Origin of the sequence: Micromonospora sp. NPDC049523, from assembly GCF_040676775.1 — a bacterium.
GTDB lineage: Bacteria > Actinomycetota > Actinomycetes > Mycobacteriales > Micromonosporaceae > Micromonospora_G.
Genome location: NZ_JBFAPP010000002.1, coordinates 180,170 through 202,719 on the forward strand (window position 1 = coordinate 180,170; position 22,550 = coordinate 202,719).

Below are 22,550 nucleotides of genomic sequence, written 5' to 3' on the forward strand. Positions count from 1 at the left end.
GATGGCACCGCTGGTCGTGATCGACGTGGTGGGGTTGACCCCGCGACTGCTCGCCCACATGCCCCGGTTGCGGGCGATGGCCGAGACCGGGTTCGAGGCGGAACTGGGTACGGTGCTGCCGGCGGTCACCTGCTCGGCGCAGGCCACGTTCCTGACCGGTGTGCCGCCGACCGAGCACGGCATCGTCGGCAACGGGTGGTACTTCCGCGACCTGGGCGAGGTGTTCCTGTGGCGCCAGCACCACGCCCTGATGGGCGGGGAGAAGGTGTGGCAGGCGGCCCGGCAGCAGCGCCCCGACTACACGGTGGCGAACATCTGCTGGTGGTACGCGATGGGCGCGGACGTCAACTGGACGGTCACGCCCCGGCCGATCTACTACGCCGACGGGCGCAAGGAACCGGACTGCTACACCGACCCGCCGGAGCTGCACGACGAGCTGACCTCGAAGCTCGGCGGCTTCCCGCTGTTCACGTACTGGGGGCCGGGGGCGGGGCTGCCGTCGTCACGCTGGATCTGCCAGGCGGCGCAGCAGGTGATGGCCACCCACAACCCGGACCTGACCCTGGTCTACGTGCCGCACCTCGACTACGACCTGCAACGCTTCGGGCCGGGTTCGGCGGAGGCGGCGGCTGCCGCGGCCAAGCTGGACGGGGTGCTCGGCCCGCTGCTGGACGCGGCTAAGGCCCGTAACGCCACGGTGGTGGCGCTGTCCGAGTACGGCATCACCGACGTGTCCCGGCCGGTTGACGTCAACCGGCTGCTGCGCGACGAGGGGCTGCTGCACGTCTACACCCAGGACGGGATGGAATACCTGGACCCGTGGACGTCGAAGGCGTTCGCGGTCGCCGACCACCAGATCGCCCACGTGTACGTGAAGGACCCGGCCGACGTCGGTGCGGTGGCGAAGCTCTGCGCCGCCCTGCCCGGGGTGGCCGAGGTGCTCGACGCCGAAGGCAAGGCCCGATACGGCCTGGACCACGAGCGGGCCGGTGAGTTGGTGCTGGTGGCCGAGCCGGACGCCTGGTTCACGTACTACTACTGGCAGGACGACGCGAAGGCACCGGACTTCGCCCGGCTGGTCGAGATCCACCGCAAGCCCGGCTACGACCCGGCCGAGCTGTTCTTCGACCCGGAGGCGCCCGGTGCGGCGAAGCGGCGGGCGGGGGTGGCGCTGGCCCGCAAGAAGCTCGGCATGCGGTACATGATGAGCGTGGTCGGGCTGGACGCGGGTGCGCGTGCGGTGAAGGGCTCGCACGGCCGGCTGCCCGAGGATCCGGCCGACGCGCCGGTACTGCTCTGCTCCGTGCCGGCCGGGGCCGGCGACAAGATCGCGGCGACCGACGTGAAGGGGCTGTTGCTGGAGCTGGCCGGATTCGGCGAGCGGGAGCGGTCATGACCGCGACCGCGCCGCTGACCGACGCGGCGGAGTTGCGGAAGCGGTTCGACGCGCAGTTGTCGGCGTTCCTGGAGCGGCAGGACCCGGACTGGCCGGACGGGGCGCCGCGCGGTGTCTTCACCACCCTGCACCGGTTCGTGCTGGCCGGCGGCAAGCGGTTGCGGCCGATGTTCTGCTACTGGGGTTGGCGCGGGGCCGGCGGCTTGGACGACACCCCGATCGTGGTCGCGTCGGCGGCGTTGGAACTGTTCCACGCCTTCGCCCTGATCCACGACGACATCATGGACGGCAGCGACCGCCGCCGGGGCGAGCCGTCGGTGCACCGGCTCTTCGCCGACCTGCACACCCGTTCGTCGTGGCGGGGCGACCCGGCGTCGTACGGGCGCAGCACCGCCCTGCTCTGCGGTGACCTCTGCGCCGCGTGGGCGGACCAGATGTTCCACGAGTGCGGGCTCTCCGCCGACCAGGTGCACCAGGGGTACGGCGTGTTCGCGAACATGCGTACCGAGGTGATCGCCGGGCAGTACCTGGACCTGGTCTCCGGGGTCGGCGACGGTTCGGTGGCGAGCGCGCTGACGGTGATAAGGATGAAGGGCGCCCGCTACACGGTGACCCGGCCGTTGCAGATCGGGGCGGCGCTGGCCGGTGCCGGTCCGGAGCTGCTGTCGGCGTTCGCCGCCTTCGGTGACCCGCTCGGGGACGCGTTCCAGCTCCGTGACGACGTGCTCGGGGTCTTCGGCGATCCGGCGGTCACCGGCAAGTCGGTGCTCGACGATTTGCGGGAGGGCAAGCCTACGGTGATGATGGCTTTGGCGCGGGGCAGTGCGGACCGGGAGCAGGCGCTGCGGTTGAAGGACCTGTTCGGCAACCCGGACCTGGACCCGGAGGGTGCCGCCGAGCTGCGCGGGATCATCCTCGACACCGGGACCCTGGACCGGATCGAGCAGATGATCAGGGTCCGTACGGACGCCGCGCTGGCGGCGTTGGTCGACGCTCCGGTGTCGGCGCAGGCAAAGGCGCAGCTTGCGGCGCTGGCCGCGGAGGCGACCGATCGGCGCCACTGACAGTAACTTTTTTCTAACTGAGCAAAAGTTTAGTTCCGGAACCCAGAAGCTATGGACACATCTATCTATAGAAATTAGTGTCACTCTGAACACGAAGTTGTTACGTCGATGTAACCGGCGGCGCGGTTAACCCATCGACCGGCGACCCCAGGTGCTCTGCACCGGCGGGGGCGCCACCCGGCGGGAGTGACATCCCCTCGGGTCGGGTTCAACCGGCTACGGCTCCGGCGCGACGGCGCGCGCCCTGCCTGGCAGTCAACTGCTCAGGAGGGGAAACATCCTTATGTCCACATTGGACGCACCAAGAATCCGACCCGGGCGCTGGCAGACAGCGGGATCAGCCCTGCTGCTCGTCGCCGCGACCCTCACCACCGTGGTCACCACCACCGCGGCCCCCGCCCAGGCCCACGCGATCAACGCGGCCGACTTCCAGCAGGTCACCCTGGCCCGCGGCGAGGCCGAGGTGGGCGAGCCGATGACCATCGCGGTACTGCCCGACCGCTCGGTCCTGCACACCGCCCGCAACGGCACGCTGCGGCGTACCGACGCGAACGGGACCACGGCCGTCGTCGGCACCCTGCCCGTCTACACCCACGACGAGGAAGGGTTGCAGGGCGTCGGGGTCGACCCGGGCTTCGCCACCAACCGGTTCATCTACCTCTACTACGCCCCGCCGCTGTCCACCCCGGCCGGTGACGCCCCCGCGACCGGCACGAGCTGGACCGCCTGGCAGGGCGTGAACCGGCTGTCCCGGTTCACCGTCAACGCCAACTGGACGCTGAACATGGCCAGCCAGGTCAACGTCCTCGACGTCGCCGCCGACCGGGGCATGTGCTGCCACGTCGGTGGCGACATCGACTTCGACGCGGCCGGCAACCTCTACCTGTCCACCGGGGACGACTCCAACCCGTTCGACTCGGCCGGTTACTCGCCGATCGACGAGCGGACCAACCGCAACCCGGTGTACGACGCCCAGCGCTCCGCCGGCAACACCAACGACCTGCGCGGCAAGATCCTGCGGATCAAGGTGAACGCCAACGGGACGTACTCCATCCCGGCCGGCAACCTGTTCGCCCCCGGTACGGCGAACACCCGCCCCGAGATCTACGCGATGGGCTTCCGCAACCCGTTCCGGATGAGCGTCGACAAGACCACCGGTTACGTCTACGTCGGTGACTACGGCCCGGACGCCGGCTCCACCAACGCCAACCGGGGACCGAGCGGACAGGTCGAGTTCAACCGGGTCACCTCGCCCGGCAACTACGGCTGGCCGTACTGCACCGGTACGAACACCACCAGCGAGACGTACAACGAGTGGACCTTCCCGGACGGGCCCGGCAACGCCAAGTTCAACTGCACCGGCGGCCCGACCAACAACTCGTTCCGCAACACCGGCCAGACCACCCTGCCGGCGGCCCGCCCGGCCTGGATCCGGTACGCCGGTGACGCCGGCACCCCGCCGGAGTTCGGCGGCGGCTCCGAGTCCCCGATGGGCGGCCCGGTCTACCGCTACAACGCGTCGAACCCGTCCACCACCAAGTTCCCGCAGTCCTTCGAGGGGCAGTTCTTCGCCGGTGAGCTGGGCCGGGGCTGGATCAAGCCGATCCACGTCAACACCGACGGCTCGGTCGGCACGATCGACAGCTTCCCCTGGGTCGGCAAGCAGATCATGGACATGGCGTTCGGCCCCGACGGTGCGCTCTACGTGCTCGACTACGGCACCGGCTACTTCAACGGCGACGCGAACTCGGCCCTGTACCGGTTCGACTACATCGCCGGCGGGAACCGGGCCCCGACCGCGGTCGCCTCGGCAAACCGGACCTCCGGCGCGGCGCCGCTCGCGGTGACGTTCTCCTCGGCCGGCTCGTCCGACCCCGAGGGCAGCGCGCTGACGTACTCCTGGGCGTTCGGTGACGGCACCACGTCGACGGCGGCGAACCCGACCAAGACGTACACCGCCAACGGCACGTACAACGCGACCCTGACCGTACGGGACACCGCCGGCGCCACCGGCAGTGCCAGCGTGATCATCAGTGTCGGCAACACCGCCCCGACGGTGACCATCACCGCCCCGGCCAACGGCCAACTGGTCGCCTTCGGTGACGCGGTCCCGTTCCAGATCACGGTCACCGACCCCGAGGACGGCACGGTCGCCTGCTCCCGGGTCAAGATGACGTACGTGCTCGGCCACGACACCCACGGCCACCAGATCACCTCGGCCAACGGCTGCACCGGCACCATCACCATCCCGACCGACGGTGAGCACGACGACGCGGCGAACATCTTCCCGATCTTCGACGCCGAGTACACCGACAACGGCGGGCTGACCACGCACACCCAGCACATCCTCCAGCCCAAGCACCGGCAGGCCGAGCACTACAAGACCTCGTCCGGGATCGCCACGTACACCAAGACCCCGGCCGAGGGTGGCCGGACCGTCGGTGACATCAACAACGGTGACTGGATCGCGTTCGAGCCGTACCGGCTCGCCAACGCCACCTCGTTCAGCGCCCGCGTCTCCTCCGGCGGCACCGGCGGCACCCTCCAGGTGCGGGCCGGCTCCGCGACCGGCACCGTGCTCGGCTCGGCGACCGTACCGGTCACCGGCGGCTGGGAGACCTTCGTCAACGTCACCGGCACCATCAGCAACCCGCCGGCCGGCACCACCACGCTCTACCTGACCTTCGCCGGCACCGGCACCGGGGCGCTCTACGACCTGGACGCCTTCACCTTCACCACCGGCACCGGCGGTGGTGGCGGCGGCACCGGCCCGATCAAGGGCCTGGCCGGCAAGTGCCTGGAGGTCGACGGCGGCGGCACCGCCGACGGCACCCAGATCCAGATCAACACCTGCGCCGGTACGCCGCGCCAGACCTGGACCGTGCAGGGCCAGACCCTGCGGGCGCTGGGCAAGTGCCTGGACATCTCCGGTGGCGGCACCGCCAACGGCACCAAGATCCAGCTCTGGACCTGCAACGCCACCGGCGCGCAGAACTGGGTCCCCCAGGCTGACGGCTCCCTGCGCAACCCGACCACCGCCAAGTGCCTGGACGTGTCGAACAACAGCTCCGCCGACGGCCAGGACGTCCACCTCTGGGACTGCATCACCACTGCCGCCAACCAGAAGTGGACCCTCCCGTAACCGCACCCCACCCCCACCCCTGATGTAAGGAAGGGCCCTTCTCTCGTACCCCGGTAGAAGGGCCCTTCCTGACTCGCCCTAGGGAGAGCACCGATGCGCAGACTCCTGCGACCCGCCCTCGGTACGGCCATGGCGGCGCTCGCCGTCCTGGCCTGTACCACGCCAGCCACCCCGGCCAGTGCCGCCGACGCCCCGTACGACGTGCTGGTCTTCTCCAAGACCGCCGGTTTCCGGCACGACTCGATCGCGGTCGGCACCCAGGCCATCCGCGAACTCGGCGCGGCGAACAACTTCACCGTCGCCGCCACCGAGGACGCCAACGCGTTCACCACCGCCAACCTCGCCCAGTACGAGGCGGTGATCTTCCTCAACACCACCGGTGACGCCCTCAACGCCGCCCAGCAGACCGCGTTCGAGTCCTACATCCGCAGCGGCAAGGGCTACGTCGGTGTACACGCCGCCGCCGACACCGAATACGACTGGCCGTTCTACGGCAACCTGGTCGGCGCCTGGTTCGCCTCGCACCCGGCAATCCAGCAGGCCAACGTCAAGGTGGAGAACCGGGCCACCGCGGCCACCGCCACCCTGCCGCAGACCTGGACCCGCACCGACGAGTGGTACAACTACCGGACCAACGTCCGGTCCACCGCCCGCGTACTGGCCACGCTCGACGAGTCGTCGTACTCCGGCGGCGGCATGGGCGCGGACCACCCGCACTCCTGGTGCAAGACGTACGAGGGCGGCCGGTCGTTCTACACCGGGGCCGGGCACACCCAGTCGACGTACGCGGAGCCGGCGTTCCGGGCGCACCTGCTCGGCGGCATCCGGTACGCGGCCGGCACCTCCAAGGCCGACTGCCGGCCCGAGACCGGCTACACCACCCTCTACAACGGCTCCACCACCGGCTGGTCGCAGGCCGGTCCGGGCAACTTCACCAACACCGACGCCACCCTCACCTCGGTCGGCGGCATGGGGCTGTACTGGTACAGCGCCAAGCAGTTCTCGTCGTACTCGCTGAAGCTGGACTGGCGACTCGCCGGTGACGACAACTCCGGTGTCTTCATCGGCTTCCCGGCCTCGACCGACCCGTGGTCGGCCGTGGACAACGGCTACGAGATCCAGATCGACGCCACCGACGCGGCCGACCGCACCACCGGCGCCGTTTACACCTTCAAGTCGGCCGACATCGCCGCCCGTGACGCGGCGCTGAACCCGGCGGGGGAGTGGAACAACTACGAGCTGCTGGTCGAGGGCGAGCGGCTGCGGATCTACCTCAACGGCGTACTGATCAACGACTTCACCAACACCAACCCGGTCCGCTCGCTGGCCGGCTACATCGGCCTGCAGAACCACGGGACCGGCGACGACGCGTCGTTCCGCAACGTACGGATCAAGGAACTGGGCACCCCGCCGACGGACCCGCCGCCGGGTGGCAACACCACGGTCCAGGCGGAGTCGTTCACCTCGACCGGTGGCGTGCAGGTGGTCGGCAAGGCCGGCGCCAACGGCGGCTCGACCATCGGCTACATCGACAACGGCGACTGGGCCGCGTACAACGGGCAGAGCCTGACCGGCGTCACCTCGTTCCGGTCCCGGGTCGTCTCCGGCGGCGCGGGCGGCACCATCCAGGTCCGTACCGGCTCGACCACCGGCCCGGTGCTCGGCTCGGTGGCGGTGCCGAACACCGGCGGCTGGGAGACGTACGCGGACGTAACCACGACGCTGTCGAACGTGCCCAGCGGCACCCAGAACCTGTACCTGACCTTCACCGGCGGCGGTACCGGGCTGTTCGACGTGGACGACTTCACCCTGGTCCGCGGCGGTGGCGGCGGCACGGGCACCGGACCGATCGTCGGCCTGGCGAACAAGTGCCTGGAGGTCGACGGCGGCGGTACCGCCGACGGCACCCAGGTCCAGATCAACACCTGCACCGGTACGCCCCGGCAGACCTGGACCAAGCAGGGGCAGACGCTGCGGGCGCTGGGCAAGTGCCTGGACGTCTCCGGCAGCGGCACCGCGAACGGCACCAAGATCCAGCTCTGGACCTGCAACGGCACCGGGGCGCAGAACTGGGCCCCCAACACCGCTGACAGCTCGCTGCGCAGCCCGGCGTCGGGCAAGTGCCTGGACGTGTCGAACAACAGCTCCGCCGACGGCCAGGACGTCCACCTGTGGGACTGCCTCGGCGCGGCCAACCAGCGCTGGACGCTTCCGGCCTGAGTGACGCCGGACCTTCCGGCCTGAGTGAGTCAGGAAGGGCTCCTCGTTGTCGAGGGGCCCTTCCTTGCATCCGGGGGCGGGGCCTAGAGTGGCTCTTGGCGACCTTTGGAGACCACCGGTGAGCAGCGGGAGGCGCAACCCGCTCGCCCAGGGTGCGTACGCACGCACCGGTCCCGCCTCCACCGGTATGCCGTACGGCCGGACCGGCCCCCCTCGCGCCCGTCCACGGACACCGCCGCCGCGGTGCCCGTCGGGAATCCCAGGTATCCAACAGGGGAGAAGGACAATGGCGCGACCCATCACGCTCTTCACCGGCCAGTGGGCCGACCTTCCGTTCGAGGAGGTCTGCCGGCTCGCCTCCGAGTGGGGCTACGACGGCCTGGAGATCGCCTGCTGGGGCGATCACTTCGAGGTCGACAAGGCGCTCGCCGACGAGTCGTACATCGAGCGCAAGAAGGAGACCCTGGCCAAGCACAACCTCCAGGTCTTCACGATCTCCAACCACCTGCTCAGCCAGGCGGTCTGCGACCACCCGATCGACGAGCGGCACCAGGGCATCCTGCCGGCCAGGATCTGGGGCGACGGCGAACCCGAGGGCGTACGCCAGCGGGCCGCCGAGGAGCTCAAGGACACCGCACGGGCGGCCGCGAAGCTCGGCGTGAAGACCGTCGTCGGCTTCACCGGCTCGTCGATCTGGCACACCCTGGCCATGTTCCCGCCGGTCCCGCCGTCGATGATCGAGAAGGGGTACGAGGACTTCGCCAACCGGTTCAACCCGATCCTCGACGTCTTCGACGAGGTCGGCGTACGGTTCGCGCACGAGGTCCACCCCAGCGAGATCGCGTACGACTACTACACGACCAAGCGGACCCTGGAAGCGATCGGCCACCGCGAGGCGTTCGGGCTCAACTGGGACCCGTCGCACTTCGTCTGGCAGGAACTCGACCCGGTGAACTTCATCTTCGACTTCGCCGACCGGATCTACCACGTCGACTGCAAGGACGCCAAGGTACGTACCGGCGACGGTCGCCGCGGCCGGCTCGCGTCCCACCTGCCCTGGGCCGACATGCGTCGGGGCTGGGACTTCGTCTCCACCGGCCACGGCGACGTGCCCTGGGAGGACTGCTTCCGCGCGCTGAACGCGATCGGCTACGACGGCCCGATCTCGATCGAGTGGGAGGACGCCGGCATGGACCGCCTCGTCGGCGCCCCGGAGGCGCTCCAGTTCGTCCGCCGGCTCGCCTTCGACGCACCCGAGGCGGCCTTCGACGCCGCCTTCGCCAGCAAGGACTGACCGTACGGCCACGGCAGTGGGCCGGTCGCCTGACGGCGGCCGGCCCGTGCCGTACCTGTAGAGGGGTGTTCGGGTGGGACCCCTGCGGTACGAGGCCCTGCCCTGTCCGGGTCAGAACGAGGCGCTGCCCGTTCCGGTCCCGGACGGCTTGATCCCGGTGGTCGGGGTCGCCCCGACACCGGTCGACGTCAACTCGGTGGTGCTGCCGTTGGTGGTCGTACCCGGGCTCAGCTTCTCGCCCAGCCGGGTGTGGCTGAGCCGGTCCTTGCCCTCGGCGTAGAGCCGGTTGGCCTGGGCCTGGGCAACTCCCGCAGCTTCCTGCACCGTCGGGTGGTCGAGAACCTTACGGCCCTTGATGACCAGCTCTTCGTACTTCTCCCGGCCGGCGCGGGCGCCTAGGACGAAACCCGCAGCCAGCCCGCCGATGAACCACAGCTTTCCGCGCATGGCGGCTCCTTTCGTGCCTGACGCGCCGTTGCGCCCTCCGAGGTCCGGATGGGCAACTGCGTCGCGCTTGCGTCGTCTGTGCTCAAGTACCTACCCATCCTCCTCGAAGGTCATGCCTGTCCGTGGCAGGCACGACATTTTGCCTGGATGTCGGGGGTGGGCTGTTTCGCCGATAACCCCGTAGCGCGGACCCCCGGGAAGTCCTGTACTCTTATGCCGTCGCGAGGCGCCGGGGAGATCCAGAACCGGCAACCTAACGATCCCCCGTAGCTCAATTGGCAGAGCAGCCGGCTGTTAACCGGCAGGTTTTTGGTTCGAGTCCAAACGGGGGAGCTTTCCCCACAATCCCGCCCGTCGGCCCTCGCCGACGGGCATCGTCGTATCCGGGGAGATGCGGCGGGGGTGAAGATGAGGGGAATCCGCAACCGGACCGTCGGCACGCTGGTCGCCGTCGCGGTGGTGCTCGGCTGGCTGGCGATCACCGGGTTCGCCGCCCCGTTCAGCGGACGGCTCGACGACGTCGCCACCAACGACAACGCCGCGTTCCTGCCGGCGGACGCGGAGGCGACCCACGCCGACCGGCTGGCCATCGGCTTCATCGACCGGCAGACCACACCGGCACTGGTCGTATACGAACGGACCAGTGGCATCACCGACGCCGACCGGCAGCGGGTCGCCGCCGACGCGGCCCGGTTCGCCCAGGTCGACGGCGTCATCACGCCGCTGCCGCCCCCGGTGCCCAGCGAGGACGGCCAGGCGGTCCAGCTCATCGTGCCGATCGACGCCAGCGGCAACGGCGGCGACCGGATCCACCGGGCCGTCGACGCCATGCGGGAGATCACCGGACCGGGCGCCGACGGACTGCTCGTCGAGGTCGCCGGACCGGCCGGACTCCTCGCCGACCTGGTCGCCGTCTTCTCCTCGATCGACGGGCCGCTGCTGCTGGTCACCCTCGTCGTGGTGCTGGTGATCCTGCTCATCGTCTACCGCAGCCCGGTGCTCTGGATCATCCCGCTGCTGGCCGCCGGCATCTCGTACATCGTCGCCACCCTGCTCGTGTACGTGCTCGCCGACAACGACGTGATCAAACTCAACGGGCAGGCGCAGGGCATCCTCACCGTGCTCGTCTTCGGCGCCGGCACCGACTACGCACTGCTGCTCATCGCCCGCTACCGGGAGGAACTGCACCACCACCCCCGTACGATCGACGCCATGATCGCCGCCTGGCGCGGCGCCGGACCGGCCATCTTCGCCTCCGGGAGCACGGTCATCGCCGGCCTGCTCTGCCTGCTCCTGTCCGACCTCAACTCCAACCGGGCGCTCGGCCCGGTCACCGCCGTCGGCGTCGGCGTCACCCTCGTGGTCATGCTCACCTTCCTCCCGGCGATGCTGCTGCTCGGCGGCAGGTGGGCGTTCTGGCCCCGGGTCCCGCACGCCGGCACCACCGACCGCTCCGGCGGCATCTGGCGGGCCATCGGACGGTTCGTCGGCCGCCGCGCCCGCTGGGTCTGGCCGATCACCGCCGCCGGGCTGATCGCCCTCGCCGCCGGCCTGACCCAGCTCGGCGGCACCACCCTCGGCCAGGCCGACCTGTTCACCGAACAGACCGACTCCGTCGACGGGCAGCGCATCATCGACCGCCACTTCCCCGGCGGGCTGGGCAGCCCCGTGATCATCTTCGTGGCCGCCGACACCGCCGACCGGGTGACCGAGGTCGCCCGAGCCGTCCCCGGCGTGGCCGCGGTGCAGCCGCTGACGATCGCGCCCGGCGCCGGTGGCCAGGCCGACCCGTCCGCCGGTGCGTCGGCCCCACCCCGGGTCGTCGACGGCCGGATCCAACTAGAGGCGACCCTGGCCGAAGAAGCCGACAGCCTGGCCGCCCGGGACACCGTACGGCGGCTGCGGGTCGCCGTACACGCGGTTCCCGGTGCGGGGGCGGTCGTCGGCGGCTTCACCGCGATCAACATCGACACCAGCGACGCCGCCGACCGGGACCAGAACGTCATCATCCCCACCGTGCTCGGCGTGATCGCCGTCATCCTGGCCCTGCTGCTGCGCTCCCTGCTCGCCCCGCTGCTGCTCATCATCACCGTGGTGCTGTCGTTCGCGGCCACCCTGGGACTCTGCGCGGTGCTGTTCACCCACGGCTTCGACTTCCCCGGCGTGGACGCCTCGTTCCCGCTGTTCGCCTTCGTCTTCCTGGTCGCCCTCGGCGTCGACTACAACATCTTCCTGATGAGCCGCGTACGCGAGGAGTCCGCCAAGCACGGCACCCGCCCCGGCGTACTGCGTGGACTCTGCGTCACCGGCGGGGTGATCACGTCGGCCGGGTTCGTACTCGCGGCCACGTTCTCGGCGCTCGCCGTACTCCCGTTGGTGATCCTGGTGGAACTCGGCCTGGCGGTCGCCCTCGGCGTCCTCATCGACACCATAGTGGTCCGATCCCTGCTGGTCCCGGCGCTGGCCTACCACATCGGACCGGCGATCTGGTGGCCCAGCAAACTGCAACGGGTGGACCCGGGCGAGCCACCCGAGGACCCTGAGTACCATGCCCGCCATGCCCGCTGAAACCGACGTGGTGATCGTCGGAGGAGGCCTCGCCGGACTCGCCGCCGCCCGCCGCCTGCACCGCTCCGGCGTACCCTGGCTGCTCGTCGAGGCCGCCGACCGGCTCGGCGGCCGGGTCGCCACCGACCGCGTCGACGGCTTCCTGCTCGACCGCGGCTTCCAGGTGCTCAACACCGCCTACCCACGGCTCGGCACCCTGCTCGACGTCGACACCCTGCAACTCGGCTACTTCAGCTCCGGTGTGCTGGTCCGCCGCAACGGACACCTGCACCGGCTCGCCAACCCGCTCCGTGACCCGATCGCGGCACCGCTGTCCGCGTCGGCCGACGTCGGCACCTTCACCGACCGGCTCCGACTGGCCGCACTCGCCACCACCTGCGCCGCCACGTCCGTACACCGGCTGCTCGACGCCCCCGAGGTCAGCACCGAACAGGCCCTGCGCCGCGCCGGCCTCTCCGACCGGATCATCGAGGAACTGCTCCGGCCGTTCCTGTCCGGCGTACTCGCCGACCCGGCCCTGGAAACCTCAAGCCACGTCAGCGCACTGATCGCCCGCTCCTTCGTGCGCGGCAGAATCGGCGTACCGGCCGGCGGGATGGGGGAGCTGCCGACGGCGATCGCCGCACCGCTGCCCCGTACCCTGCTGCAACTCGCCACCCCGGTCACCGAGGTCGGCCCCGGCCGGGTCCGTACCCCCGGCGGCGACATCCGCTGCCGGGCCGTCCTGGTCGCCGTCGATCCGGGTACGGCGACCACGCTGCTACCCGCCCTCGGCCCCGTACGCACCCGCGCTCTCACCACCTACTACCACGCCGTGGACCGGGCACCACTGGACGAACCGATCCTGCTGCTCGACGGCGACCGGCGCGAACTCGTGGCCAACACCGTCGTGATCAGCCGCGCCGCACCCACGTACGCCCCACCCGGCCGGCACCTGGTGGCCAGCTCCGTGGCCGGACCGAACCCGCCGCCCGAATCCCTGGTCCGGGCCGAACTCGGCCGCCTCTACGGCTGCGCGACCGACGACTGGGAACACCTGACCACGATCACCCTGCCGGCCGCACTGCCGGCGGCACCACCGCACCGGGGCCGGCTGCGCCAGCCGGTCGACCTCGGCGCAGGTGTGTACGTGGCCGGCGACCACCGGGACAGCCCGTCGATCCAGGGCGCGCTGGCCAGCGGCTGGCGGGCCGGTGCCGCCATCGTGCGCCACCTGACGCTGGCGGTCTGAGCCGTCCGTACGGTGTCGGTCCGCGCTGTTATTCTCGCGGTGCCGGCCTGTTCGGGGGTCGCGACGGGTAGTTGCTCCGTACCCGTCAGCGGTCGGCGGACGCGCAGGCACGCGGGTTACCATTCCCGCACCACAAGGGGTGGTAGCTCAGCAGGTTAGAGCAGGGGACTCATAATCCCTCGGTCGCGGGTTCGAGTCCCGCCCGCCCCACCTAGGCCACTGACCTGCCAGCCCCTTCCTGCCGATCGACATGAAACCGGGTCGACTCGCTGTTACGACAGTCGCCGCCATCACCGTTGTTATAGCATTCTTGCTATGGCCTGGGGTATTGTCGAGTTGGAGCCGGAGGTTGAAAAGTGGCTGGCGGATCTTCCGACCGGGCTGTTCGCCAGGGCGGCGTTCTACGTGGACCTGTTGGCAGAGCAGGGTCCACTGCTGGGTGAGCCGTACACGAAGCAGCTCGATGGGAAGTTACGTGAGCTGCGGTTCTACCTGGAGCGACAGGCAGTGCGGATCACTTACTGGGTGGCGCCCGACCGGCGCATCATCCTGCTGACGGTGTTCTACAAGACGCGTATGCGAGATGAGCGGGAGGTCGAACGCGCGCGCCGGGCATTTGCCCGGTGCGTCGAAGAGGCGCACCGGGTCGAAGAGGAAAAGGGGCTAGGTCATGGGTGAACGGGGAGACTGGGCTGGCATGCGGGACCGGCGGATGGCCGAGCCGGGGGCTGCGGAGGCGTACGACGCGACGCGGCTGGCGTTCGAGCTTGGCCGTGCGGTTCGGGATCTTCGTGAGCGACGGGGTTGGAGTCAGTCGCAGCTCGCACAGGCGTCGGGGATGACACAGTCGGCTGTCGCTCGGTTCGAGGCGGGCGGGACCGTGCCGACCTTGCCGGTGCTGGAGCGATTGGCGGCGGCGTTGGACGTCGGCCTCAATGTCAGTTTCGGGCCTCGTGACGCTGCGGCCTGAGTCGCTGGCGACGTCCGGCGTGGCCTCGGTGACACTCGGGCATCCCCCATGTCCGTGACCCGTTCGTCCAGGGCGGTCGGGACCTCAACTCTTCACGGCCTCTGCGATCTGTAGCGCGGCCTGGGCGGGCGTGAGGTGCGTGGTGTCGACAACCTCGGCCTCTTCGTGTAGCCACGTGCGGGCCGCCTCGGCGTAGGGCTCAAGATATTTGAGGCGAAACGGCGAGGGGATCGAATGTTCCCCCTCGATACGTCCGCGAAGGGTGTCTTGGTCGGCGTGGAGGACGAAGTGCCTTACCGGGATGCCATGTCGGGCGAGGCCGGTGCTGATCTCACGCCAGTACTGCTCGACCAGGACCGTCATGGGCATCACCAGTACGCCGCCGGTGTAGTCGAGCACGCAGCGCGCGGTTTCGACGACGAGTTGTCGCCACGGCGGCCAGTGTTGGAAGTTGTCCGTCGCGGGCAGCCCCGGCGTGATGTCCATGAGTGTCTCGCCGACCTTCTCGGCGTCGAAAACCCGTGAGTCGGGGATCAGTTGCTGCACGAGTGCGCTGGTTGTCGTCTTGCCCGCACCGTGGGTGCCGTTGATCCACACGATCATGGAACCCGATGTTAGCGCCGCGGGCACTCCTACGACTGGTCCGGGGTCTTGCGCAACCACAGCCAGACACCGGTCAGTCCGCATGCCGCACCGACGACCACGATCGCCGACTCCGCCACGCCGGGCAGGTCGTCCAGGAACGGGAAGGCGCGCGAGGCGGCGAGGGCCAGGAACGCGAGCAGCAGCAGGAGCACGGCAAGAGTGCGTTGGAGAATCATCGACGTCATCGGATCAGACCGTAGCCCGCGTACGCAAACCATGACGAGCCTCGCTGCCACACCCTGCGCCGGGCCATGATGGAGGCCGCTCGAAACGCGGCGGGGCGCGGGGCGGTGCTCCACCGTACGGGTCGGCTTCCATCCACCCCTGACGGAAGGGCATGTCGTGACCGATCAAACGGCGAGTGTGTCGGAGATCTACGCGGACCTCGCGTCCGGAGGGCAGCCGAGCGGGGCCGCGGGCAAGATCGTGGCGACGAACGACCGGACCCGGGACCTCGCACAGGCGAACCGCGCATGGCTGGAGCGGACGGTTCGATACCTGATCGCGCAGGGCGTACGGCAGTTCGTGGACGTCGGGTCCGCCGCGATCGTGGGCGAGGGCAGTCTCCACGCGATCGCCCGGTCGATCGTGCCGGACGCCCGGGTGGTTTACGCGGACATCAACCCCGACGCAGTGGCACAGCTGGCAGACGCGTTGCGCGGCGACGAGCGGGCGGCGGCCCTGGAGGCGGATCTGACGCAGACGGAAGAGCTGCTGCGCCGGGTCGAGGGGACCGGTCTGATCGACCCGAACAAGCCGGTCGGCCTGCTGCTCGCCGCGGTGCTGCACTTCGTGTCCGACGACGAGGTAGCCGATCGGGCGCTCGCGGCGACGCGGCAGTGGCTGCCGTCGGGCAGTTACCTGGCGGTCTCACACGGGGCGGCGGAGTCGTTCACCGCGGAGGAGGTGGAGAAGCTGCGGGCGGCGTACGCGAAAACGGCCGCGACGCGCTCGACCGCGCGGACCCGAGGCCAGGTCGCCGCGTACCTCGGCGACTTCGAGCTGGTGCCGCCGGGCGTGGTGTTCGTGAGCGAGTGGCGACCCGAGTTGGCTCCGGCGGGGCCGCCGTTCGAGCGTCCTGAGCGGTCCGGGCTGCACGTCGCGGTCGGGCGCAAGGCATAACGTCAAAAAGGCTTCACGTCTACCGTGGCAGCGTGACACCACCCCGAGTGCCACCGCAGCCGGAGATCAGCCGACGGCTGACGTTCCTGCTCGCGGTGGCGGCGGGAGTGGCCGTCGGCAACCTGTACTGGGCGCAGCCGCTGCTCGGCTTCATCGCGGACGACCTGCACGCCGCGACCGCGACGGCCGGGCTGCTCGTCACCGTCACCCAGATCGGGTACGCCCTCGGCATCCTGCTGCTGGTGCCGCTCGGTGACGTCCTGGACCGCCGCCGGTTCGTCCCGGTGATGCTCCTGACCTCGGCCGTCGCGCTGCTGCTGTGCGCGCTGGCGCCGTCGATCGGCGTACTCATGTTCGCCTTCGGGCTGCTCGGTCTGACGACGATTTCCGGGCAGGTCCTCACCCCGCTAGCGGGGGACCTGGCCGGCGACACCCAGCGCGGTCGGGTCGTCGGCACCGTCGGGTCCGGAACGCTCATCGGCATCCTGTTCGCCCGTACGGTCAGCGGGTTTGTTGCCGGCGCCGCCGGGTGGCGAGCGATCTTCGCCCTCGCCTCGGTCGTCGCGGTCCTGCTCGCGATCGTGTTGTACCGCGCGATCCCGCCGCTGGCGTCGCGGGCGCGTATGCCGTACCCGGCGCTCATCGGCTCGGTCTTCGCGGTGGTGGTACGGGAGCGGGCGGTCCGCTGGACGCTGGTCCTCGCCGCCACCGGGTTCGCCGCCTTCAGTCTGCTCTGGACGGCGCTGACGTTCCTGCTCAGCGGTCCGCCGTTCCGGTACTCGGTTTCGGTGATCGGGCTGTTCGGGTTGGCCGGCTTCGCCGCTGTCCTCGCGGTCCCGTACGCCGGGCGCCTGCACGACCGCGGTCGGTCGCTTCCGGCCACCGGCGTGGCCTGGGTGCTGGCCCTCGGCGCCTTCGTGTTCGCGGCGTTCGCCGGCCGGTCGGTGGTAGGGGTCGTCATCGTGATCGTCGTGATCGACGTTGCCCTGCAGGGGCAGGCCCTGCTCAACCGGGCGCGGCTGCTCGCCATGTCCGACGAGGCCCGCAGCCGGCTGAACACGGCGCTGAGCACCGGAAACTTCATCGGCGGCGCGATCGGCTCTGCCGCCGCGACCGCGCTGTGGTCCCTGGGCGGCTGGACAGCGGTCACCCTCGCGGGGGCGGCACTCTGCTGCTTCGCCCTCATCGTGTGGGGGTTTGGACGTCGGGGTCCACTCGCGATCGCCCCGCCGACGCCGTGACCCGCGCCCTGCGACCGGTGGTCGACCGGGCACCCGCACGAGAGCAGGCACGGTTGTCAGCCCGCAAGTGGGCAAGGTTGTCAGCCCGCAAGTAGGCACGCGTCAGGTGCGAGCTCGCGCGGTGAGGGCCCTGGCCAGGACGGAGAGCAGGATGCAGACGGCGGCGACGACCAGCATCGGCAGCCACGGTACGACGATTTCCGTTGCCACGACGGTTGCTTGAAGGGCGACGCCGATCAGCGCCAGGGTGCCGGCGGGCACCGCGGTGCCGAGGGTTACGCCCATGACGCTGGTGAGCAGCGCTTCGCCCGCGACGATTCGGCGCATCTGCCGCGGTGTGGCTCCGGCGAAGCGGAGGGTGCGGCGGTCGGTGGCCCGGCTGGCGCCCGCCATGAGCTGCGTGTTCGCCACGGAGATGCCGGTGTAGACGAGGGCTGCGCCGATGATGGCGAGCAGCGCGAGGCGGGACAGTCGGTCGAACTCGGCGTCCAGCGTACGCAGGTGGTCGTCCGTCGACTCCAGCTTCGCGCCCAGGACATCGGCGGCGGCCGTGATCGTGGACCGGTCAGCACCCGGCTGTGGTACGAGGTAGACGGCGTCGGGCAGCGGCAGGGCGGAGTGGGCTGGGGCGAGTGTCCAGGGCAGCAGGATCGCGGGCAGGGCGGGGTTCGCATTCGTGCATGGCGACTGCGAATGAGGTGGTTCCGCTTCTGCGCCGGCGGCTCATTGTCGACGGGTGATGTGCGTGACGCTCCTGATCAGTGCGTTGGTGTGCGCCGGGTCCAGTTCGTTGTACCAGCCGGCCAGGTACAGCAGCAGGCGCACTCCAGCGTCGAGGTCAACGCCGGGGAGCGCGGCGGTGATCAGGGCGGCGATCTGGTGGCTGGTGGCGGGATCCGCGGGGTCGAGGTTGCCGAGGGTTTGATCGGCGAGGTGGGCGACGATGATGCAGGCGCGATCGCCGGGGCTCTTGGGTTGCAGCACCGGCATGGCCGCGTTGGCGTGCACGCTTCCCACGCAGTCTCTGACCCATCGCCTGGCGGTGGCGATGGTAACGCCTGCGGTATGGGCGATATCAGCGACTGGGACCGGGCGCCGGCCGGGGCCGAGGCCGTAGTGCTGCAAAGCAGCCTTACGCGGCTTCTGTTTGTCGTGATGGCGGAACGCCGTACGCAGGGCGGTACGAAACTGCCGGGCCGGGGCATCGTCACTCAGCCATTGCTCGGGTGGTGCGGTCAGCTCGAACATCCCGGGGAACCGGCGCGCAGGTCGCTCGCGCCAGGCAGTGCTGGGGACGCCGTCGGGATCGAGCGGCGCCAGCCCCGTACCGTCCGGTATGTCGTATGGCGAGAGGTCGTGGTGCTCAGCGAGATACTCGTCGATCCGGGCGCCGAAGGTGTTCACTACGCTGGTAATGCGCTGCTGGTCGGCCACCACGGCGTCCAGTCGCGGGCGCAGGTCCTCGGCCAGGTCCGGGGCGGTGTACTGCTGCCGGCAGGCGGGGCACTGCAGCACGGCCGCTGCGGCCGGGTAATGGATCTGGGTGGCACAGTCCGGGCAGGGCTCGGCCGTGTCGGCGGCCAACGGCTCTGTCGGCGGCATGTTGCTGTGGCAGAGGGTGCAGGTCATCCAGCCGTCGCGCTCGTGCGGGAACCGCTGGGACTTGTCCTTGTCCGGCCAGCGGTGCGGGCTGATCAGCTGGCAGTCGTGGCAGTGGCGGTAGCCGGCGAGGCCGGTGCCCGGTGGGATCGGGGTGTACTCCCGTAGCTGGGCGAGGTATCCGGCGTAGGTCAGCCCGCGCCCGGACATCTCGTGGGCGAGGGTCCACCGGGCGGGGTCGTCGCCGCAGGCCTCGGCGAGCAACTGCGCGGCCAGTCCGGCGTGCCACGCTGATTTCAACACCACCTCGGCGGGCAGTGCGGCCAGCACGGTCGTGTCGGCGTACTGGGAATACAGCAGCTGCGCCGCGAGCCGGGAGGCTTGGGCGCGGCTCACGCCGGGTAGCTGTATCAGGTAGCCGGTGAGCACACCGGCTGGGTTGCCGGTGGCCGCGAGTTCTTCGTCGCCGGGAACCGGTGCCAACGGCTCGGCATTTTCCCTGTAGTAGGAGTACACGCCGGTACGGGCCAGGATCTCCAGCCTGAGTCCGTCGGACAGGTGCGGCCGGATCTCGAGTAGGTCCTGCGCGGTGTAGCTGGGCGCCGACGGTAGGACTGCGAGTAGCACGTCGTCGGGGGTGTGCGGCGAGCGGGCAAGGCTCGCTAGGGCCGAACGGCCGCGCCCCTCAACATCGTGGGCCATATGCCGCGTCTCGGAAGCGCCCGGCAAGCCGCGCAGGCCTGCCACCATCTCGACCCGGGCGATGACCTGCCGGACAGCGCTGGCCAAGACCTGCGGATCGGTGGTGAACAGGACCAGTTCCTCCACCAGGTCCTCCCACAGTTCATGGTCTGCGAGGGCTCGGGCAGCGTCGCGCGCTGCCACCCTGCGTGCGGGCCCCGCCAGGCTGGCGAGGCCGGGGTGGCGGTCGGTCCAGCGCCGCAGCGCGGTCAGCCGGCCCGCCACACTCAAAGGCCCGGGGCCGCCCAGGTTCGGATCGGTCAGCACCGGCACGCACGCGTCGAGCACTGCCGGTTCGAGGTCCTCGCCGTACTCGAGCAGCACCGCCTGCAGCCGCAGCCAGCGGTGGGCCACCTCCGCCTGCAGCGCAGCCGGCAGCACCTGCAGCAGCTTCCACAGATGCACGAACTGGCCGCCGACCGGCTCGTCCACCGTCTTTTCCCACGAGTTAAGCCACGGCGCGGGCAGGTGCACCACTCGGCCCAACAGCCCCCACAACAGCGGCTCGGCTGGGTGGTGCCCTGGCCACCGCACGACGATCCCGACCACGTCGTCGGGAGCGAGCTGGCCGACCAGGTCGACGGCGAACTCCAGCAGCTGCGCATCCTCGCCGAGATGTGGGTTCCAGCTCAACCCGGCGGCGACCTTCTGGATCGCGCGGTCATCGGCCGCGCCGAGAGGCGCCTGCGGCTCGTGGCGGCGCGCCAGCGGTCGCTGGGCATGCTCCACCGTGGTTACTGGCGAGCACAGCACCTGATCGAACAGGAACGGCCACACCGTGTCCAGCAGCCACTGCCGGTCGGCTTCCGACCGGTCCGGGCGCTCGAACAGCAGCCGTAACAGATGCCCGTCGGTGCTGGTATAGGCGTGTTCCACTGCCGATCGCCACTGCGGTTCACTCAGGATCGGCGCCTGCGCTAGCGCGTACCAGATCGGCTCACATCCAGGTTCAAACACGCGTTCACCTTCCCACAAGATCCGTCCATTGTGCGGGGACGTTCAGCGGGCGAACGATCTCCGGACGGATCGCTTGCGAGGGCTTTGTGTCGGATGGGTGGCGGTGCCATGACCGGGTGGCCGGCTATCGCCGTGCTCCCCCGAGTACTGCGTTCGTCAGCTGCTCAAATATCCCGATCGGTCGAAGAACTCGGCGCGTCAAATCTGAGGATTATGACCGACTGTCCCTCGGCTGACCCTCTGGTGTCGGTGATTTGACGGTAGTCGGCTACCCGGACATCTTGTCGACGTTCCGACAGGTGTTTGAATTTGCTGTTCAGCGATGGTGCAAGTGGTTGGGGCACTTCATCTGCAGTACTCGGGGTGATGAATCCGGAGGACGAGATTGATTGTTGTCGCGGTCGCGGGGCATTCGTTGCCATCGGCGCTCCTGTACTCTCGCGGGAGTCCGCTTGCCGATTGTTGGGAGCGCGCCATGCAGGTCGTCGCGGTCATGAACTACAAGGGTGGTGTCGGCAAGACGACACTAACGGCCAACCTCGGTGCCGAGGTTGCCAGTCGGGGGCACCGTGTGCTGCTGATCGATCTCGATCCCCAGGCAAACCTGACTTTCTCGTTCTACAGCGTCGATCAGTGGCGCGAGGACCTGCGCAAAGATTCTACGATCATGCGCTGGTACGAGGGCGAGATGCCCGGCCGAGATGTCGATCTTCATCAGCTGATTGTCACCCCACAACTGGTCAACCAGGAGTTCGCGGAGTCGGGCGGGCGTCTCGACCTGATTCCTTCACACCTCAAGCTCATCGACATCGACCTACGGTTGGCGGCCCGGCTCGGTGCCGGCACGACTCTCGCCGAATCCAAGCGGAAGTTTCTCGACCTGCACGGCTGCCTGGCGCGCGCACTGCGGCACGAGGCTTTCCAGGAGTATGACCTAATTCTGATCGACTGCGCGCCAAACTTCGGCCTGGTAACAAAAACCGCGATTGTCGCCAGCGATCACGTTCTGGTGCCGGCCAAGGCCGATTACCTGTCGACACTGGGTATCCAGTACCTAGCCCACAACTGTGACGAGCTGGTTGCCGAGTACAACGACTTTGTGAATTACAGTGCTGCGGGGAGTGACGTCGATCGCGCCATCAGCACGCGATTCGTCGGAGTGGTCTTCACGATGGTGCGGTTTCATGCGAAGAAGCCGATCGGCACGCAGCGCTACTACATAGAGGAAGTGCGACTCAACGGTGACATTCCCGTCCTCACGGGCGTGATCCGGGACAGCCCGCGACATTTCGGCGACGCCGGCGAGAACGGCGTGCCAGCGGTGCTACGTGCCCCGGTCACCGACGACGTGGTGGTCGAGTTCCGTAGCCTGGCCACCGAGATCCTCGACGCCGTCACGAAGGGCGCCACCCGATGAGCGACAGCGACATCGTGCTGCTGGTCCGGCTGCAGGCGCAGGTCTCGACATTTCTCGCCGAGCTGCCCGCGGACCGGCTGGTAGCCCTGGCCGAGGGCCGAGCCTCGCTGGCACTGCTCGACGTCGGCGATCAGGCGACCGCGCCCATCACCAGCACGCGGCCGGCCGCATCCGCTGAGTATCTCCCAGCCGCATCCGCGGTCCGGTCGCCGGTTGTCGGGTCGCACGCATCGCCTCGTGCCCGTACGGCGGCGACAAAGGGCGTCCGGGTGGTCGATGTCGACACCGTCATCGCACGGCTTCGTGCCTGCACAACGGTCGACGAGGCCACCGCACGGCTGGCAGCCCTCAGCCTCGGCGTGAATGAGTTGAAGGACATCGCCCGGTCGCTGGGAATCCCGGTAAGCGGTCGCAAGGATGATGTAGCCAAGCGCATCCTCAGCTTGATCGTCGGCGCCCGAAGCAAGCACGCCGGGCTGCGGCAGGGTTAGCGGGA

General features: G+C 69.5%; 18 protein-coding genes and 2 tRNA genes. 15 read left to right on the forward strand and 5 right to left on the reverse strand.

The genetic code is table 11. From position 1 onward, the window contains the following. Position 1 precedes the first annotated feature (1 nt). The 5 genes from AB0J90_RS03360 to AB0J90_RS03380 all read left to right on the forward strand — a co-directional run bounded on the left by AB0J90_RS03360 (position 2) and on the right by AB0J90_RS03380 (position 9,116). Complete coding sequence (locus AB0J90_RS03360) at positions 2-1,396, forward strand: nucleotide pyrophosphatase/phosphodiesterase family protein (protein WP_363591692.1); 1,395 nt, start codon at positions 2-4, stop codon at positions 1,394-1,396. After that, the gene (locus AB0J90_RS03365) at positions 1,393-2,460 is read left to right on the forward strand and encodes a polyprenyl synthetase family protein (protein WP_363591694.1); all 1,068 of its coding nucleotides are present in this window, start codon (positions 1,393-1,395) and stop codon (positions 2,458-2,460) included. Before AB0J90_RS03360 ends, AB0J90_RS03365 begins: the two co-directional genes overlap by 4 nt. 283 nt (positions 2,461-2,743) lie before the next feature. Further along, on the forward strand, positions 2,744-5,602 hold the full coding sequence (locus AB0J90_RS03370; RefSeq protein ID WP_363591696.1) for a PQQ-dependent sugar dehydrogenase: 2,859 nt from the start codon (positions 2,744-2,746) through the stop codon (positions 5,600-5,602). Positions 5,603-5,695: 93 nt separating this feature from the next. Continuing rightward, complete coding sequence (locus tag AB0J90_RS03375; RefSeq protein ID WP_363591698.1) at positions 5,696-7,822, forward strand: ThuA domain-containing protein; 2,127 nt, start codon at positions 5,696-5,698, stop codon at positions 7,820-7,822. 286 nt (positions 7,823-8,108) lie between these two features. Beyond that, positions 8,109-9,116, forward strand: a complete 1,008-nt coding sequence (locus AB0J90_RS03380) for a sugar phosphate isomerase/epimerase family protein (protein ID WP_363591701.1) — start codon at positions 8,109-8,111, stop codon at positions 9,114-9,116. Between the two features lie 111 nt (positions 9,117-9,227). On the opposite strand, the gene AB0J90_RS03385 is transcribed toward AB0J90_RS03380, so the two are convergent. Next, complete coding sequence (locus tag AB0J90_RS03385) at positions 9,228-9,563, reverse strand: hypothetical protein (protein ID WP_363591703.1); 336 nt, start codon at positions 9,561-9,563, stop codon at positions 9,228-9,230. Between the two features lie 260 nt (positions 9,564-9,823). Here AB0J90_RS03385 and AB0J90_RS03390 point away from each other — a divergent pair. The 6 genes from AB0J90_RS03390 to AB0J90_RS03415 all read left to right on the forward strand — a co-directional run bounded on the left by AB0J90_RS03390 (position 9,824) and on the right by AB0J90_RS03415 (position 14,332). Further along, positions 9,824-9,896 (forward strand) — tRNA-Asn (locus AB0J90_RS03390). Between the two features lie 75 nt (positions 9,897-9,971). Then, positions 9,972-12,131, forward strand: a complete 2,160-nt coding sequence (locus tag AB0J90_RS03395) for an MMPL family transporter (protein ID WP_363592175.1) — start codon at positions 9,972-9,974, stop codon at positions 12,129-12,131. Continuing rightward, a complete protein-coding gene (locus tag AB0J90_RS03400) occupies positions 12,121-13,362 on the forward strand; it encodes an NAD(P)/FAD-dependent oxidoreductase (protein WP_363591705.1) in 1,242 nt (413 codons plus the stop codon). The genes AB0J90_RS03395 and AB0J90_RS03400 overlap by 11 nt, the downstream gene beginning before the upstream one ends. A 136-nt stretch (positions 13,363-13,498) precedes the next feature. Continuing rightward, positions 13,499-13,572: transfer RNA gene (locus tag AB0J90_RS03405), tRNA-Ile, on the forward strand. Between the two features lie 105 nt (positions 13,573-13,677). Next, entirely contained in the window at positions 13,678-14,040 is a 363-nt protein-coding gene (locus AB0J90_RS03410; RefSeq protein ID WP_363591707.1) for a type II toxin-antitoxin system RelE/ParE family toxin, read from the forward strand. Between the two features lie 34 nt (positions 14,041-14,074). Continuing rightward, a complete protein-coding gene (locus AB0J90_RS03415; RefSeq protein ID WP_363592177.1) occupies positions 14,075-14,332 on the forward strand; it encodes a helix-turn-helix transcriptional regulator in 258 nt (85 codons plus the stop codon). 84 nt (positions 14,333-14,416) lie between these two features. Here the strand turns inward: AB0J90_RS03415 and AB0J90_RS03420 are convergent, their stop codons facing one another. Next, the gene (locus tag AB0J90_RS03420; protein ID WP_363591709.1) at positions 14,417-14,935 is read right to left on the reverse strand and encodes an ATP-binding protein; all 519 of its coding nucleotides are present in this window, start codon (positions 14,933-14,935) and stop codon (positions 14,417-14,419) included. A gap of 29 nt (positions 14,936-14,964) precedes the next feature. Beyond that, complete coding sequence (locus AB0J90_RS03425) at positions 14,965-15,162, reverse strand: hypothetical protein (protein WP_363591711.1); 198 nt, start codon at positions 15,160-15,162, stop codon at positions 14,965-14,967. 157 nt (positions 15,163-15,319) lie between these two features. Here AB0J90_RS03425 and AB0J90_RS03430 point away from each other — a divergent pair, with 157 nt between their 5' ends. Together AB0J90_RS03430 and AB0J90_RS03435 are read left to right on the forward strand one after the other, a co-directional pair. Beyond that, on the forward strand, positions 15,320-16,099 hold the full coding sequence (locus AB0J90_RS03430; RefSeq protein ID WP_363591713.1) for an SAM-dependent methyltransferase: 780 nt from the start codon (positions 15,320-15,322) through the stop codon (positions 16,097-16,099). A gap of 32 nt (positions 16,100-16,131) precedes the next feature. After that, positions 16,132-17,340, forward strand: coding sequence for an MFS transporter (locus AB0J90_RS03435; protein ID WP_363591715.1), 1,209 nt, complete (start codon positions 16,132-16,134; stop codon positions 17,338-17,340). Positions 17,341-17,442: 102 nt separating this feature from the next. Here AB0J90_RS03435 and AB0J90_RS03440 read toward each other — a convergent pair whose 3' ends face one another. Both AB0J90_RS03440 and AB0J90_RS03445 read right to left on the reverse strand, forming a co-directional pair. Then, positions 17,443-17,751, reverse strand: a complete 309-nt coding sequence (locus AB0J90_RS03440) for an ABC transporter permease (protein WP_363591717.1) — start codon at positions 17,749-17,751, stop codon at positions 17,443-17,445. 312 nt (positions 17,752-18,063) lie between these two features. Then, a complete protein-coding gene (locus AB0J90_RS03445) occupies positions 18,064-20,637 on the reverse strand; it encodes a hypothetical protein (protein ID WP_363591719.1) in 2,574 nt (857 codons plus the stop codon). A gap of 475 nt (positions 20,638-21,112) precedes the next feature. Between AB0J90_RS03445 and AB0J90_RS03450 the strand changes: the two genes are divergently transcribed. Together AB0J90_RS03450 and AB0J90_RS03455 are read left to right on the forward strand one after the other, a co-directional pair. Continuing rightward, positions 21,113-22,054 (forward strand): AAA family ATPase, encoded by a 942-nt coding sequence (locus tag AB0J90_RS03450; protein WP_363591721.1) that lies wholly within the window; start codon positions 21,113-21,115, stop codon positions 22,052-22,054. After that, positions 22,051-22,545 carry a hypothetical protein gene (locus AB0J90_RS03455; RefSeq protein ID WP_363591723.1) on the forward strand — a complete coding sequence of 165 codons (495 nt, stop codon included), beginning with the start codon at positions 22,051-22,053 and terminating at the stop codon, positions 22,543-22,545. Before AB0J90_RS03450 ends, AB0J90_RS03455 begins: the two co-directional genes overlap by 4 nt. Positions 22,546-22,550: the final 5 nt, after the last annotated feature.

Coding starts and splice junctions, on each gene's coding strand:
- AB0J90_RS03360 (WP_363591692.1), top strand. CDS start 2: ATGGCACCGCTGGTCGTGATCGACGTGGTGGGGTTGACCCCGCGACTG.
- AB0J90_RS03365 (WP_363591694.1), top strand. CDS start 1,393: ATGACCGCGACCGCGCCGCTGACCGACGCGGCGGAGTTGCGGAAGCGG.
- AB0J90_RS03370 (WP_363591696.1), top strand. CDS start 2,744: ATGTCCACATTGGACGCACCAAGAATCCGACCCGGGCGCTGGCAGACA.
- AB0J90_RS03375 (WP_363591698.1), top strand. CDS start 5,696: ATGCGCAGACTCCTGCGACCCGCCCTCGGTACGGCCATGGCGGCGCTC.
- AB0J90_RS03380 (WP_363591701.1), top strand. CDS start 8,109: ATGGCGCGACCCATCACGCTCTTCACCGGCCAGTGGGCCGACCTTCCG.
- AB0J90_RS03385 (WP_363591703.1), bottom strand. CDS start 9,563: ATGCGCGGAAAGCTGTGGTTCATCGGCGGGCTGGCTGCGGGTTTCGTC.
- AB0J90_RS03395 (WP_363592175.1), top strand. CDS start 9,972: ATGAGGGGAATCCGCAACCGGACCGTCGGCACGCTGGTCGCCGTCGCG.
- AB0J90_RS03400 (WP_363591705.1), top strand. CDS start 12,121: ATGCCCGCTGAAACCGACGTGGTGATCGTCGGAGGAGGCCTCGCCGGA.
- AB0J90_RS03410 (WP_363591707.1), top strand. CDS start 13,678: ATGGCCTGGGGTATTGTCGAGTTGGAGCCGGAGGTTGAAAAGTGGCTG.
- AB0J90_RS03415 (WP_363592177.1), top strand. CDS start 14,075: ATGGCCGAGCCGGGGGCTGCGGAGGCGTACGACGCGACGCGGCTGGCG.
- AB0J90_RS03420 (WP_363591709.1), bottom strand. CDS start 14,935: ATGATCGTGTGGATCAACGGCACCCACGGTGCGGGCAAGACGACAACC.
- AB0J90_RS03425 (WP_363591711.1), bottom strand. CDS start 15,162: ATGACGTCGATGATTCTCCAACGCACTCTTGCCGTGCTCCTGCTGCTG.
- AB0J90_RS03450 (WP_363591721.1), top strand. CDS start 21,113: ATGCAGGTCGTCGCGGTCATGAACTACAAGGGTGGTGTCGGCAAGACG.
- AB0J90_RS03455 (WP_363591723.1), top strand. CDS start 22,051: ATGAGCGACAGCGACATCGTGCTGCTGGTCCGGCTGCAGGCGCAGGTC.